This window comes from Rhodococcus sp. NPDC056743 (genome assembly GCF_042790355.1).
Lineage (GTDB): Bacteria > Actinomycetota > Actinomycetes > Mycobacteriales > Mycobacteriaceae > Rhodococcus_F.
Window position 1 is genome coordinate 879,322 of record NZ_JBHTZI010000001.1, and the last position, 13,839, is coordinate 893,160.

At 61.3% G+C, this 13,839-nt stretch carries 12 protein-coding genes; 5 read left to right on the top strand and 7 right to left on the bottom strand.

Translation table 11 applies throughout. The features are described from left to right. Window positions 1-9 precede the first annotated feature (9 nt). The 7 genes from ACFRFQ_RS03985 to ACFRFQ_RS04015 all read right to left on the bottom strand — a co-directional run bounded on the left by ACFRFQ_RS03985 (window position 10) and on the right by ACFRFQ_RS04015 (window position 8,169). Window positions 10-1,239 (bottom strand): lipopolysaccharide biosynthesis protein, encoded by a 1,230-nt coding sequence (locus ACFRFQ_RS03985; RefSeq protein WP_378653281.1) that lies wholly within the window; start codon window positions 1,237-1,239, stop codon window positions 10-12. 77 nt (window positions 1,240-1,316) lie between these two features. After that, on the bottom strand, window positions 1,317-2,273 hold the full coding sequence (locus tag ACFRFQ_RS03990) for a hypothetical protein (protein ID WP_378653282.1): 957 nt from the start codon (window positions 2,271-2,273) through the stop codon (window positions 1,317-1,319). Beyond that, entirely contained in the window at window positions 2,270-4,165 is a 1,896-nt protein-coding gene (locus ACFRFQ_RS03995; RefSeq protein WP_378653285.1) for a hypothetical protein, read from the bottom strand. Before ACFRFQ_RS03995 ends, ACFRFQ_RS03990 begins: the two co-directional genes overlap by 4 nt. Next, a complete protein-coding gene (locus tag ACFRFQ_RS04000; RefSeq protein ID WP_378653287.1) occupies window positions 4,162-5,322 on the bottom strand; it encodes a glycosyltransferase in 1,161 nt (386 codons plus the stop codon). The genes ACFRFQ_RS03995 and ACFRFQ_RS04000 overlap by 4 nt, the downstream gene beginning before the upstream one ends. A 5-nt stretch (window positions 5,323-5,327) precedes the next feature. Further along, window positions 5,328-6,188 (bottom strand): glycosyltransferase family 2 protein, encoded by an 861-nt coding sequence (locus ACFRFQ_RS04005; RefSeq protein ID WP_378653289.1) that lies wholly within the window; start codon window positions 6,186-6,188, stop codon window positions 5,328-5,330. Window positions 6,189-6,294: 106 nt separating this feature from the next. Beyond that, entirely contained in the window at window positions 6,295-7,422 is a 1,128-nt protein-coding gene (locus ACFRFQ_RS04010) for a glycosyltransferase family 4 protein (RefSeq protein ID WP_378653291.1), read from the bottom strand. A gap of 3 nt (window positions 7,423-7,425) precedes the next feature. After that, entirely contained in the window at window positions 7,426-8,169 is a 744-nt protein-coding gene (locus ACFRFQ_RS04015) for an ANTAR domain-containing response regulator (protein ID WP_378653294.1), read from the bottom strand. Window positions 8,170-8,490: 321 nt separating this feature from the next. On the opposite strand from ACFRFQ_RS04015, the gene ACFRFQ_RS04020 reads away from it, so the two are divergent. From ACFRFQ_RS04020 to ACFRFQ_RS04040, 5 genes are all read left to right on the top strand, one after another. Beyond that, entirely contained in the window at window positions 8,491-9,456 is a 966-nt protein-coding gene (locus ACFRFQ_RS04020) for an NADPH:quinone oxidoreductase family protein (protein ID WP_378653296.1), read from the top strand. 88 nt (window positions 9,457-9,544) lie between these two features. Next, window positions 9,545-10,015 carry a MarR family winged helix-turn-helix transcriptional regulator gene (locus tag ACFRFQ_RS04025; RefSeq protein WP_378653299.1) on the top strand — a complete coding sequence of 157 codons (471 nt, stop codon included), beginning with the start codon at window positions 9,545-9,547 and terminating at the stop codon, window positions 10,013-10,015. Continuing rightward, a complete protein-coding gene (locus tag ACFRFQ_RS04030) occupies window positions 10,012-11,538 on the top strand; it encodes a DHA2 family efflux MFS transporter permease subunit (RefSeq protein WP_378653301.1) in 1,527 nt (508 codons plus the stop codon). Before ACFRFQ_RS04025 ends, ACFRFQ_RS04030 begins: the two co-directional genes overlap by 4 nt. A 148-nt stretch (window positions 11,539-11,686) precedes the next feature. Continuing rightward, window positions 11,687-12,781, top strand: coding sequence for an LLM class flavin-dependent oxidoreductase (locus tag ACFRFQ_RS04035; protein ID WP_378653303.1), 1,095 nt, complete (start codon window positions 11,687-11,689; stop codon window positions 12,779-12,781). Between the two features lie 40 nt (window positions 12,782-12,821). Further along, entirely contained in the window at window positions 12,822-13,808 is a 987-nt protein-coding gene (locus ACFRFQ_RS04040; RefSeq protein ID WP_378653305.1) for a pirin family protein, read from the top strand. The last annotated feature ends 31 nt before the right edge of the window (window positions 13,809-13,839 follow it).

A 13,839-nucleotide genomic window follows, 5' to 3' on the forward strand; every position in this document is an offset into this window, starting at 1 on the left:
TGATCCCTTTCATCGAAGCACTCTCGGTCGCGCAGGCACGACTATGTAGCGCCACCGCGCCAAGGCCCATACCGCGCCGACGGCCTGCGCGGCGATCCAGCTGATTCCGATTGCAACAATTCCCATGGACGGCAATAGGATCCAGGAGAGTGCCAGGCAGGCGAGCAGCATCGACACATTGAGTGTCATGGCCTCGCGCAGTCTGCCGACTGCACGCAGAACCGCCACCGCGATGTTGGTGACGGCGTCCGGGATGGCAGAGAGAGTCAGTACGATCAGCAGCAGTTGCCCGTGGGCACTGTACGACTCGCCGAACACTCGCAGCACCCACCCGCCGCCGACGAGGTAGACGAGTATCAGCGGGCCGAGCAACGCGGCGATGATCCGGCTGCAACGCCGGGCGAGAGCCGGGATGTCTTCGGGATCCGTTGCGGTCTCGGCGAACAGCGCCATGGCAATGCACGGACTGATCATGAAGAACACCGCTCCGAGCATCCACGTCGCGTAGAAGTAGGCGCCGTCGGATTCCGACAGCCTGGCCAGCACGATGATGGGCAGTACGAAGGACGTGACGTTCGACGCCACCGTCACCACGTGTTGTCCCACCAGTGATGCGCTCAAGTCCCGGACGTCGGCGACGAGGTGCCCTAGTAGCGGCCGCATACTGTGCTCGCCGCGTATTCGTCTGCACCAGAACGTCGAGAACACTACCGAAATCACCGCCGACGCGCTCCAGGCCGTGAGTATGTGGTTGTGTGTGCCTCGGATGAGTACTGGGAGGAACAGCAACGGAATGCGCAGGCCGGTGAACAATACGTTGCGTGCGAGGAGTAGTTCGCTGCGGCGCAGAGCAACTGCCACACAGTCGGCCAGTGTTCCCAGAGCGAAGAATGTAGCTCCGATCGTGAATGCCGTTGCAGCGAGTGCAGTGGTCAGTGACGGGAGCGTGTGCAGAACAAATCCCAGAGTGAGCACCACGATCGCAGACCCGAGTGACGCGGTCACCGTCACGACTGTCACTGCGGCGGTGAGTATTCGCCGCCAACGTTCAACTGTCAGAGTGCGCGGTAGCCACTCGACCATCGCGGTGGCGGCGCCGACGCTGGCGATCAGTGCCGTTGCCTGCATAGCGCTGGTGGTCGCCGCTGCGACGCCGATGTCCTCGGTAGATGTCGTGTGGGCGACAACAAGCCAGAACACGTAGCCCATGAGGGAGGTGAAAATGGTGCTTGCCATCATGAAAGAACTGTTGCGCAACATAGAGTCTTCGGCTATTCGGGTCCGTACGATCCGGGGGAGCGAGCCGAGTGTCACCTTCATCGGGGCGTCACAGACAGATAGAGCACGAGGGATGTCGGTCCGATACCGGCGGTGTCGGGAGTTTGGGCGATCGCGACGTCGATCGCAACTCGGTACCGGCCCGGTTCGTTCGGTGCGAGGAACGACACCGTTCCGACCTGGGCACTGCGGGCGTTGGTGTTGGTGTCGAAGGGTGCGGTCGGTGGTGTCGTGACGAACCGTGGATCTGTCGGTGACTCGCCGCCGATGGTGGCCGTGACGTATGGAGGCAGGGTGGGGAAGAGGAAACCGTAACTGTACGAAGTCCATTCGATGTCGACCGGAGAATTGGGCGGCACCTCGAGTTGGCCGGCGATGGCAGTGTCGGGGCCGGTGAGAATCGTGTTGACGTACCGCGCGGGTTGCGTTGTCTGCATCGCGAGCGCGCTGATCAACGCTCCGATGCACAGCGCCGTCAAGGCGAGTGAGACGAGTGCGGTTTTCCCGACACTGAGCCACGCTATGTCGCGGACTGGAGGCGCCTCGGCATTACGCGGGGTCTGCCGAACGCGAATTGCCATCAGGGACAGCAGTGTTGCTGCCACAGCGAAGAGGGCGAGCGCGATGGTAGATGTAGTCAGTTGAAAGCCCAAGGGGCCAAGAGCGAGAACGGCGCCGAGCAAGATAGCGAGGGTGAACAGGGACGGAAGGAGCACGCGTAGTGGTCTTTCGAGTCCGTCTTCTCGCGCGTCGAGATGGTGTGGGTCAGTTCCATCCGGTAAGTCACCCAGAACTAACGTCGACGTCGCCCAGGCTGGTATGACCAGGAGCGCGGCCACGGCAAGGATCCGAACTTCCACTGGAGCCCGGAGCAGTATCGCGGCGAGAGACGCTGCGGCGACCATGGCGGAAACCCTCACTCCGGTACGTAGATCGCACGTCAGTACCGCGACTAGGAGTCGGCCACTTCGATTGGCGATGTCGTTGCGTTTCATGGCGTTCCCGTCGGAGTGATCAGTTCGGTGCCGACGCTCGCCGTATCGAGTCGGTACACCCGGAGATGTTCGGTCGACATGATCAGTGACGCCCATGGCACGTGATCGAGTCGGTCGAGATACGAGGCAGGTGTCGGCAGACCGGCCAGGGGATCATCGCTGCCGTAGTTGTCACCGTTGAAGGGTGGGGCGTCCGCCATCCTGGTATCGACGACAAGATAGCCGTACGTGGCCCCGGCGAGGTCGGAAGCCAGTTTCGCATCGGGGTCGGAGTCGGTCTGGGTCAGCTCCCACACCGGAAAATCGGATGATGGTTCGGAGACGTAGAGTTCGCCGTATGCTGCCAGTGCCAGCGTCGTGTAACGATCGGTCACGACGCGGACGCGACCTTCTCTCAGGCGAATGTGTTCGGCGACCGTCCGGGCTTCGGCGCTCGCGGATCTGGTGTCCGATCCCCAGAGGAACGGGCCGGGAAATCGGTAGGGGTCATTGAGGCCGGCGCCGACATTTCCGATGAGCACGACCATCAGTACGCTCAGCGAGATCGGCGTCCGGAACCGAATCACCATTCGTGGCAATCGATCCTGGAACGCCACGACGAGGGCGCATGTGACCGCCACCCCGACGTAGCTGAACGCCCATGAGCGCCGAGCGCCCTCTGCGCCCGACGGTGCCAGAACGAACAGGACGGAAGGGAAGTAGACCGCTCCGATAGCGACGAACGCGAGTGTCGCGGACGTGACCTTGCTCCGCACACGCGCGATCACCAACAGCGCCAACGCGAAGATCGCTGCCACCGTTGCCGGTGCTGCCGCGGTGAAGGCGCGTTCCCAGAGTGGCTGAACGTTGGCGGCGAGGAGTTCGCGGCCACTCGATTGCGACGTGGCGATGCTACTCAGCTGAGTCAACGAGTTGGCGAGATACGGGGAGAGGTAGCCCACGGTCGGTGATGCCACGAAGACAAGCCAGGCGGCGCCGACAGTTCCGGTGCCGCCCAGCAGAATCCACCAGACGTATGGCCTTTGGTGCGCGCGTACGAATCCGAATGCGGTGACGGTGACGGCGATTGCCGCCGAGATCAGGAGCAGTGCGATGGTGGTCAGATGGTGGGTGACGACGCACACGGCACCGCACGTGACCGCGATCGACAGATACGAGATTCGCCGGCGACGATCGTCCGAGCGGGCCGCGAGCGAGGTCAATGCCAACGCCCACATCAAGAATGTGATGGCTACACCTTCGTACGCGAATTGAGTGTCGAAATAGATGGCCGACGGATTGAGTGCGTAGATCAGTGCTGCCACGGCACCGGCCCGGGCCGAGCGCAGTAGTGATGTTCCGAGCACATACGCGCCGAGAATTGTCATGACGTGGGCGATCACCATCAACACTTCCCCCGCGGACCAGGCCGAGAGGCCGGTCAGTTGGGACAGGGAAGCGGACAGGGCCGACGTGCCGGGAAAATATTCGACGATCGGAATGATCGAGTTGGGTGGGAACAATTGGCCGCCGGTCATGACATCGACGGATTCACGCCAGTGCGCATACTCGTCGTGATACGACGGACCGAATGGGTTTCGGAGATACTTCGGCACGGCCGTGAAGAGTCCGAGCAAGGTTATCGCGCCGATGCGCTGATTGACTGTTGTCCCGGCAGTCGCCAATTTTGCTGCGAGTGGTACCAGTCCGAGCAACATCCCGACCCAGAAGGTTGCGTAGTAGACGTTCGGCGGTGTGCCTTCGCTCGACATCCGGTACGACATCCCGATCAGGAGTGTTCCGAGCGCAACCGATACTCCAATTACTGTCCACGACACCAGTATCGAGCGTGAACTGCCGGAGAACCGGTGACGCGGACTCTGTTCGGTATCGCTCGGTGCGAGTGCAATCATGATCGCGCCAACCGCTCGATCGCACCGAGCATGGTCGACCACGAGGTGTGGTCGGTGAATCGGCGGCGGCGGTCCGGCGGAATCGACATCAACGCACGACGGAGTGCGTCGACGTTGTCGGGCTCGACCAGATGGGCGCCTTCGTAAGTGCGTGTTGCTTCGACGAGTCCGCCAACCGCGTAGAGCACGACGTGTAGCCCGGAGTGCATGGCGATCTGCAGCGGACCGCTGGCCGACGCCCTTCGATAGGGAAGCACCACTACGTCTGCGTCACGGAAGAATTGGGCTGCCTCGGAGTCGCTGACGTAGCGATTGACGAAAGTGATGTGACGACGGTGTGGACTGGCGGCTATCAGTGCTGCCGGGATCTGCCAGTTCTCCCAGGTTTCACCGACGATCGTAAGGTGAAACTGTGCTGCCTGCTTTGGGCTGAATTGGTTGAAGGCAACCAGGAGATCGTCGAGCCCCTTGTACGGCCTGATGAGTCCGAAGAACAGCAGTCGGGTCGGCCCACCCCGGGAATCGCGAGATGCCGGGGGATCGGCGCGGCCGTCGGCGAGGTGTGTGTACGGTCCGTGGGGTGCTGTTTCGATCTCGAGCCGATCGAACGTACCCGAGCCGAATGTCGTTCTCAACAGCTGCAAATCGTGGTTGTTGTGGACCACCGCGCCGTGGGCGAGCGAGAGTAGAAGGGGCACGCCGCGTCGGCAGTACACGTCGGCGCCGAAGATCGACGCCTCACTACTGTCCTGGGTCTCGTGAAACTCGACGGCGACACGAATGCCGAGTGCCCGAGCAGCCAGTGCCAGGGCGATATAGGTGTGCAGAGTTGCTGCCGTCCACCATTGCAGTACAAGAAGATCCGGCTTTGCCGAGCGCAGTCGAACCAAGGTTCCCAGCAAGCCGGGGAACCAATACCAGTCGAGTTCGCCGATGCGAGTGACGTTGTTGCCGTATCGAAGTGCTGTTCCGGCACTCGTCGAGCGGCGAGTAGTCGGATACAACCGCCGCGGGATGACCCGCCGCAGCAGGAGTACCGCTACATCGTGTTCGAGGCTCAATTCGTTGGCGAGTGTGCAGGTGTAGGCCGACAACCCGCTGAGGAAGTGAAAGCTCGGGCCCACGACGACTACTTTGATTCTGCTTTCGGCAGTCATACGGCTCACCCCACAGCCCTCGGTAGATGCAACACCCTGCGCGGCGGATCGCCCTGTGCTGCTCCGACTATCGCGATCCGGCCTGCAACCGGTGTGATCTCCGGTCGGTGCTGCACCCGAACACGGGCCATGACGGCAAGGCAGGCAACACCATCTCGCCAGGTGATCTTCTTGCCTTCCGACACGGATCGTCCGTGGTAGGACACCGGCACTTCGAGCGGCCGGATACCGCACCGCAGTAATCGTGCTGTCACTTCCGTGTCGAGGCCGAATCCTCCTTCGGTCAATGTCAGGGAGCGAAGTTGCTCGGTCGGAATGAGTTTGAGGCAGGTATGCATGTCCGTCAGGCAGGCGTCGTACAACACATTGGCAAAAAGTGTGGTTGCGCGTCCGCCGATGGCAAACCGAAATGACGGAAAGCAGGCGTTGACTCCGCGGACCCTCGCGCCGAACACGTGATCGGAGTACCCGGCCAGCACCGGTGCGATCAGCGACGGAATATCGCTCGGCAGATATTCGAGATCCGCATCGAGGATGACGAGGTGACTTCCCGCGGCGTAGTCCAATCCGGTTCGAATAGCCGCGCCCTTGCCGCGGTTGGACGGATGAGTCACCACAACAATGTCTTTCGATGTTCGGGCATCTGATCGCTGAGCGTCGAGAATTTCAGCGGTGCGATCGGTGCTGCCGTCGTCGACGACGATCAGTTCCATTCGGCACGGGTAGTGAACGGCGAATACGCGCTCTATCGCAGACTTCAGTGTGCGTTCCTCGTTGAATACCGGCATCAGTATCGAGAGGCTCACCCCGCGGCGGGTTGCTGATCCGATCTGTGCCCGGTTGTGCGGAAACGAAGGCTGATTCATCGCGGGTGCCACCTGACTCGTCCGTACGGGGATGGACGAGCTACCGGGAATCAGGGGCAGCTCCGAATAGTGAGTGCGGAAGTACCAGGGAACAAGGGCATGCCGACTAATCTGAACTTACTCCTCGACGACTCTCGCCGCTACGGCCCGCTACGGCCCGCTCCAGTACGCGTCGGTACACATCGGCCGTTGCGGCTGCCACGCTGGTCCACTCCGGCAAGAACACTTCGTCCGCGAGTCCGGCACTCAACTGTCGTACAATCGCGCGGGCAATGGATGTGGCACCGGCAGTCGGAGGGATCAGAACTGCCTCGGCGCCGAGGAATCGGCGGACGATCTCACGATGAGCAGGTATGTCGCTGAGGATGATTCGTGATCCCGCTGCGGCGGATTCGAGGGGGGCGATACCAAATGCTTCATGCTCCGACAACGAGATGGACACATCCGCCGTCTTGAGCCAGCGATGCACCCCGGGAGTATCCAGCCGTCCTGGAAACCGCACCCGGTCGCCGAGTCCGAGGCGGGCGGAATTGGCAGCCAGTGCATTTCGAGCTGAACCGTCGCCGACGACAACAAGTTGGATGGTGTCGGGCAATTCGACCATGGCCTCGATGATGCGATCCACGCGCTTGTAGGGTTCCAAGCGGCCGTGAAACAACAGCGTGGCACTCTCGTCGGGATACGGTACGGCAGCGCGCACTGTGGTTGCGTCGACGCCGTTGGGAATGACCGTCGTATCCGTGTCGAGGTCTGGGAAGTATGCGTGTACCAATTCGAGTTCCGCGTCTGACACGCAGATCACTGCCGCACTCGATGTGAAGAGCGCTCGGGAGAATTTCCGGTAGAGCGTATGCAGCATACTGGTGGATCGAGTGTGTCCGCTGCCGTGAAAATGTGGAGTGAAGACCACCGGGCGACGTAACCCTGTCAGTGCCGCCAGGGCGGAGGACGCGTGATAACTGTGTACATGGACGATGTCAAACGTCTTGTCGAGGTGCATGGTTCGGATCAAGAGCCGGGGCGAGACAGACACAGCGGTGGTTCTCCAGGCGCGGTAGCGATGGACAAGCGGATCGCGTGCGTGCGGAGTCTGCGGTATTTCCGCTCTGCGGCTGCCGCTGAAGACTTCGACGTCGATCCCGGTGGCGCTCAGATGAGTGGCCAACTGAGCGACGTGGTCTTCGACCCCGCCGATCGACGGGGGGAATGCCGGTGTCACCAATGCAACGCGCATCGATCACACCTTCAATCCGAGTTCGACAATCGCCCGCGCGACGGACAGTACTGTCGCGTTGTGGCTTCGTGCGCGCCGGCGGATGAGTTGGTAGGCAGAGTCGATGGTGGTGTTGTGGTCCTTGGAGATGATGCCTTTGGCCTGTTCGACAACGATCCGGGTCTCGAGGGCATGTTGCAGCTGCAGGGATACTCGTTCGTGCTCTTGCAATTCGAGTGACATGAGTATGAACCCCATTGCAACGGCGGTCAGTGCTCGGGCAGCAGTCACGTCGTCGTCGTCCCAGGCGATCATCTCGTGTGAGAACACGGTCAGGGTCCCGATACCTATGTGCGTGGGGGATGCCGACCCGCCGACGTTTCTCGTTTCACGGTAAAGCGGAAGTGTCGCCACGGCTTTGACACCCAGGTGGCTTGCTTGAGCCGCAAAGGCCGGCCAGGCGTGTGCCGCTCCTGGAACATCGGTGATCTGCAGGCTGTGGAGTCGGGGTAACCCGCCCGGACCTGTTCGAAACTCTTGTTCGCACCGGTCGAACTCGGCGTCGCTGATCGACGTGATGTCCGGTTGATCGGGAAGGGTCACGGTAACGCTTGCCGCTGCGGTACCGAATATGTCGGCGATGTAGCACGCCAGGTCGTGAAGGGTGTGTGTTGCCGATTTGCATTCGAGCGGCGGCGACGCGAAATGGGTCAGGGCACAAAGGTATAGAGCGTCATCATGCATGGTTATCCCGCCCTTGGTCGTCATCGGTGCCACTATTTGTTCCGGCACGCAAATCTTGTTCCCGCACACAAGGTTCGGAAGTTCGCGAGCCGAGGTCTGTGGCCGTAGTTCGCTAGGCTGTGCGCAAATTCTCGGAAACAAACTGAAACCCCGATATCACCCAAGCTTACATACCGGGGGAATTGATGTGAACCCGCAAGACGTTCGGTTGGCGACGAATATCCTTGCGACCCTTGTGGTGCGCGTTTTCATACCTTGCGTTCGGTTCCCTTGCTGCGATGGTCGGACGGGAGGCTAAGGTCGGGAATACACGATGTCCGACTACTTTCCCGACGAGGAGTTGCTGTGCGCGCGATGGTTGTTACCGAGTTGTCCGGCCCGCAAGGGCTCGACCTCGAGGAGATCCCCGAACCTGATGCGTCTGGCAAGGTTCTCATCGACGTCAAGGCAAGTGGGGTTTGCTTTCCGGACTTGTTGATCACCTACGGCAAGTATCAGCTCCGTCCGGAGCCTCCGTTTGTCCCGGGTGCGGAAATCTCGGGCGTCGTGATCTCGGCTCCGGAGGAGTCGGGCTTCGCTCCGGGTGATCGGGTGCTCGCGGCGACGTATCTCGGGGGATATGCGGAACGAATAGCAGTCGACCCGTCGCAGGTGCTGCGAATTCCGGACTCTTTGGATTTCGACGAAGCCGCGTCGTTGATCATCAATTATCAGACGATGGAGTTCGCGCTGGCTCGTCGCGCCAAGATCGTGGCCGGCGAAACCGTGGTTGTGCTCGGCGCGGCGGGCGGCGTGGGCACCGCGACCATCCAGTTGGCCAAGGCGCACGGTGCGCGGGTGATCGCTGTGGTTCGGCGCCCCGGTGTCGAGGAATTCCTCCGTGAGTTGGGAGCCGACGAGGTGGTGGCACTGGCGCCGGGTTGGGGGGAGCGGGTTCGTGAGCTGACCGACGGTAAGGGAGCGCAGATAGTTGTTGATCCTGTCGGTGGTGACGCGTTCGACGAGGCGGTCCGTGTCTTGGCGCCGGAAGGCCGCCTTGTCGTGATCGGGTTCGCCGGCGGCGGGATTCCCGAAGTGAAGGTGAATCGGGTGCTTTTCCGCAACATCAGCATCGTCGGGGCGGCGTGGGGCGAGTTCACACGTACTGATCGCGAGGCAGTTGCCCAGGTGCATGCGTCGTTGGTGCGTCATGTCGAAAATGGGTTGCGACCCCTCGTCAAAGCTCGATACCTTCTGGAGGATGCGGCCTTGGCGCTCACTGATCTGGAAACGGGCAAAGTTCTCGGAAAGGCGATTTTGGTGCAGGAATGAGTCATCGGAGGTGACGTTGCTCACCGAAAATCGGGTTGCGCGTTAGTTACGTTTGGGCAATAGTTGCATCCGCACTACTATTCGCCAGGTGATCGCCTCGGATTCTGATGACCTGTTCGGAGCACTCGACGAGTTGTTCACTCGTCTGATGAGCGCCGGTGATTCGGAGTCGATCGACGCATTGATCGAGTTGGATCTCTCGTTCAGTCAGGTGCGTGTGCTGTTTGTTCTCGGGCAGTGCGATGCGCCCGTCCCGATCAACGAGGTCGCCGACGAGCTTCGGCTCTCGGTGGCGGCGACGGGACGCAATATCGACCAACTCGTACACATGGGGTTGGTCGTGCGGCGTGAGGACGAACGTGACCGGCGTGTCAAACGGGTTTCCCTGTCGGAGGCCGGCGTTAAGGTCACGTCCAATCACATCGAATGCAAGCGTGGACAGCTTCGTGATTTTGCGTCGCGCGTGCCCGCGCCGGAACGGCTTCGACTTGTCGAGGCGCTCGAGCCCATTCTCGCGGGTGACTACCTGCGAGCATCTACCCAGGAGACTTCGCGATGACATCGCCGAACGCGCCGGCACCGGCGTCCGACAAGTTAGACGGTGCGGTACTCAAAATCGCATCCGTGGTGGTGCTCGGTGCCATCATGTCGATTCTCGACGTGACCGTGGTGAGCGTTGCGCTTACTACTTTTGCCGAGGACTTCCAGACGTCCTACGCGACGGTTGCGTGGACCATGACTGCCTACACGCTTGCGCTCGCAACAGTAATCCCGGTGACGGGATGGGCCGCTGACCGATTCGGCACCAAACGCCTGTATATGACGGCCCTTGTGCTGTTCGTGCTGGGTTCGGTTGCCTGCGCGATGGCGTGGGACATCACGTCATTGATCGGTTTCCGAGTTCTGCAGGGCCTGGGCGGCGGCATGCTGATGCCGCTCGGTATGACGATCATGACCAAGGCTGCCGGTCCGGAGCGAGTCGGTCGCGTCATGGCCGTGCTCGGCATTCCGATGCTGCTCGGCCCCATCGGTGGACCGATTCTCGGTGGTTGGCTGATCGAGGTCGCAAGCTGGCACTGGATCTTCCTGATCAACCTGCCGATCGGTGCCATTGCCCTAGTTGCGGCATTCAAGATTCTCCCTTCGGACAAGCCCCAGCCTTCGGAGTCGTTCGACTTCCTCGGCATGGTGCTGCTGTCACCGGGTCTGGCGCTGTTCCTCTTCGGCGTGTCCTCGATCCCCGAGGTCGGGACGGTCGCGTCCGCAAGGGTCTTGGTCTCCGCCGGTATCGGTTTGGTGCTGATCATCGCGTTCGTGTTCCATGCGCTGCGCAAGGATCATCCGCTGATCGACCTGCGCCTGTTCAAGAACCGGCAGCTGTCGGTCGCCGTCATCACGACGTCGCTGTTCATCGTCGCGTTCATGGGTGCCGGTTTGTTGTTCCCGAGCTTCTTCATCCAGGTGGGTGGGCACACGACGCTGGCAGCAGGTCTGCTCATGGCTCCGCAGGGCCTCGGTGCAATGTTGACGATGCCGATCGCCGGCCGACTCGTCGACAAGATGGGCGCAGGCAAGATCGTGTTGACGGGTCTTCCGTTGATCCTGATCGGCATGGGCGTCTTCACCCAGGTCGCGTCCGATTCCCCGACGTGGATGCTGATGGCTGCCCTGTTCGTCATGGGTATGGGTATGGGTTGCACGATGATGCCGCTGATGACGGCCGCGATCGTGACGCTGTCCAACGAGCAGATCGCTCGCGGTTCGACACTCATGAATATTGTTCAGCAGACCGCAGGTTCTATCGGTACCGCCGTGATGTCCGTGGTTCTCACCAACCAGCTGCTCAATCGCGATCTGACAAGCGTCGAGGTCGGTATGGCACATCTTCCGCCGCCGGTGGGTCCGGATCCGTCGATGGTCGATTCGATTCTGAGTTCTGCCGCCGACGCATTCGGCAACACGTTCCTCGTGGCAACCGTACTGATCGTCCTGACTTTCATCCCGGCATTCTTCCTGCCGCGTAGCAAGACGACGCGGGTTGTGGCCGAGGGCGATTCGTCCGCGCCGATCATGATGCACTGATCTAATTCTCCAGAACGCCGAGGGCGGTAAGCACACATTGTGCTTACCGCCCTCGGCGTCGTGAAGGGTGGGAATAGCGCTAGATGGTTGAATGTTAAATTATCTACATGCTGTCGTAGGGATCAACGCCCTTTGAATAGGAGTAACCATGCAGTTCGGAATCTTCACGGTCGGTGACGTCACTACCGACCCCACGACGGGGATTGCACCCACCGAGCACGAGCGCATCAAGGCGATGACCACCATTGCCAAGCATGCCGAAGAAGTAGGCCTCGACGTCTTCGCAACCGGCGAGCATCACAACAAGCCGTTTGTGCCGTCGTCACCCACCACGATGCTCGGCTACATTGCCGCCCAGGCCGAGAAGATCACGCTGTCCACGTCGACGACGCTGATCACCACCAATGATCCGGTGAAGATCGCCGAAGACTACGCGATGCTCCAGCATCTCGCGGAAGGACGCGTCGACCTCATGATGGGTCGGGGCAACACTGCGCCCGTGTACCCGTGGTTCGGCAAGGACATTCGCGCCGGTATTCCGTTAGCCCTCGAGAACTATCAACTCTTGCGCCGGCTCTGGGACGAGGAAGTGGTGAACTGGCAAGGGGAGTACCGCACTCCGCTGCAAGGTTTCACGTCCACACCGCGCCCCCTCGACGGCATTGCGCCCTTCGTATGGCACGGCTCGATTCGTAGTCCCGAGATCGCGGAAATTGCTGCGTATCACGGTGACGGGTTCTTCGCGAACAACATCTTCTGGCCCAAGGAGCACTACATCGAGCTCATCAACCTTTACCGTCAGCGCTACGAGCACTATGGGCACGGCACCGCCGATCAGGCGATTGTCGGGCTGGGCGGTCAGGTCTTCATGCGCAAGAACAGTCAGGACGCCGTCAAGGAATTCCGTCCGTATTTCGACAATGCGCCGGTATACGGCCACGGACCGTCACTCGAGGAGTTCACCGAGCAGACTCCGCTGACAGTCGGTTCGCCGGAGCAGGTCATCGAGAAGACCCTGGCGTTCGCGGACTTCTTCGGCGACTACCAGCGTCAGCTGTTCCTCATGGACCACGCGGGCCTTCCGCTCAAGACTGTTCTCGAGCAACTCGACCTTCTCGGCGAGGAAGTTGTGCCGGTTCTGCGTCGTGAGTTCGCGGCCCGTCGTCCGGCGCATGTCCCGGACAACCCGCCCACCCACGCGTCGATGAAGGCTGCCCGTGACAACAGCGCGGTCTCGGCATAGTTCTCAGGCACCCCGGCGCAACCCGAGGCAGGATGAAGAGATGAGCAACCTTGACGTGCACCCCGTAGAGCAAGAGTGTGAAGGCAAACCCGACAACACCGAGATCCAGATCCTCACCCCGCGGGACGTTCCGCTCGGCGGCCCACGGGCAATGCGGGTACGACGCACTCTGCCGCAGCGTGATCGTTCGCTGATCGGTGCGTGGTGTTTTGCCGATCACTACGGACCTGACGATGTCGGCAGTGGACCCGGCATGCTTGTGCCACCGCATCCGCATACTGGCTTGCAGACGGTCAGTTGGCTGTTCACCGGGGAGATCGAGCACCGCGACAGCATCGGCTCACACGCCATGGTGCGCCCGGGTGAACTGAACTTGATGACGGCCGGGCGTGGGATCGCGCATTCGGAGGTCTCGACGCCGAACACGAAGGTTCTGCACGGCATGCAGTTGTGGGTGGCGCTTCCGGATGCGTCGCGCGATACCGCGCCCGCGTTTGTTCACTATCGACCGGAGCCGGTGACCATCGGGGGCGCCAGGCTCAGCGTGTTCCTCGGTTCGCTTGCCGGTGAGACGTCGCCGGTATCTACTTTCACCGAATTGCTCGGTGCCGAGGTGATTCTCGATCCGGGCGCGGAAATCGCCCTCGATGTCGATCGTTCCCACGAACACGGCGTGATCGTCGATCAAGGATCGGTTGTGCTACGCGGCACCACTGTTGGCTGGGCCGAGTTGGGTTATCAAGCACCGGGTTTCGGGAAGCTGACAGTGCGGAATCCGGGTTCCGAACCGGCTCGGGTCCTGCTGCTCGGGGGTAAGCCCTTGGGGGAGCAGGTCATCATGTGGTGGAACTTCATGGGCCGCACCCATGAAGAGATCGTCGAGTATCGACGCAAGTGGCAAGCCGAACTGGCCTCCGGATTCGACGGCAGCGTCCCGGATCAGCGATTTGGTGTCGTGCCGGGATACGACGGTCCAGCGCTGCCCGCGCCCGAGTTGCCGAACAGTACGCTGCGGCCGCGGGGCTAGCTCTGATTGTGAAGGATTTCGCTCGCTCAGC

Excerpts from the sequence above, each read along its gene's own strand:
- ACFRFQ_RS04035 (WP_378653303.1), top strand. The coding sequence starts at position 11,687 with ATGCAGTTCGGAATCTTCACGGTCGGTGACGTCACTACCGACCCCACG.
- ACFRFQ_RS03995 (WP_378653285.1), bottom strand. The coding sequence starts at position 4,165 with ATGATTGCACTCGCACCGAGCGATACCGAACAGAGTCCGCGTCACCGG.
- ACFRFQ_RS04040 (WP_378653305.1), top strand. The coding sequence starts at position 12,822 with ATGAGCAACCTTGACGTGCACCCCGTAGAGCAAGAGTGTGAAGGCAAA.
- ACFRFQ_RS04005 (WP_378653289.1), bottom strand. The coding sequence starts at position 6,188 with ATGAATCAGCCTTCGTTTCCGCACAACCGGGCACAGATCGGATCAGCA.
- ACFRFQ_RS04030 (WP_378653301.1), top strand. The coding sequence starts at position 10,012 with ATGACATCGCCGAACGCGCCGGCACCGGCGTCCGACAAGTTAGACGGT.
- ACFRFQ_RS04000 (WP_378653287.1), bottom strand. The coding sequence starts at position 5,322 with ATGACTGCCGAAAGCAGAATCAAAGTAGTCGTCGTGGGCCCGAGCTTT.
- ACFRFQ_RS04010 (WP_378653291.1), bottom strand. The coding sequence starts at position 7,422 with ATGCGCGTTGCATTGGTGACACCGGCATTCCCCCCGTCGATCGGCGGG.
- ACFRFQ_RS03990 (WP_378653282.1), bottom strand. The coding sequence starts at position 2,273 with ATGAAACGCAACGACATCGCCAATCGAAGTGGCCGACTCCTAGTCGCG.
- ACFRFQ_RS04015 (WP_378653294.1), bottom strand. The coding sequence starts at position 8,169 with ATGACGACCAAGGGCGGGATAACCATGCATGATGACGCTCTATACCTT.
- ACFRFQ_RS03985 (WP_378653281.1), bottom strand. The coding sequence starts at position 1,239 with ATGATGGCAAGCACCATTTTCACCTCCCTCATGGGCTACGTGTTCTGG.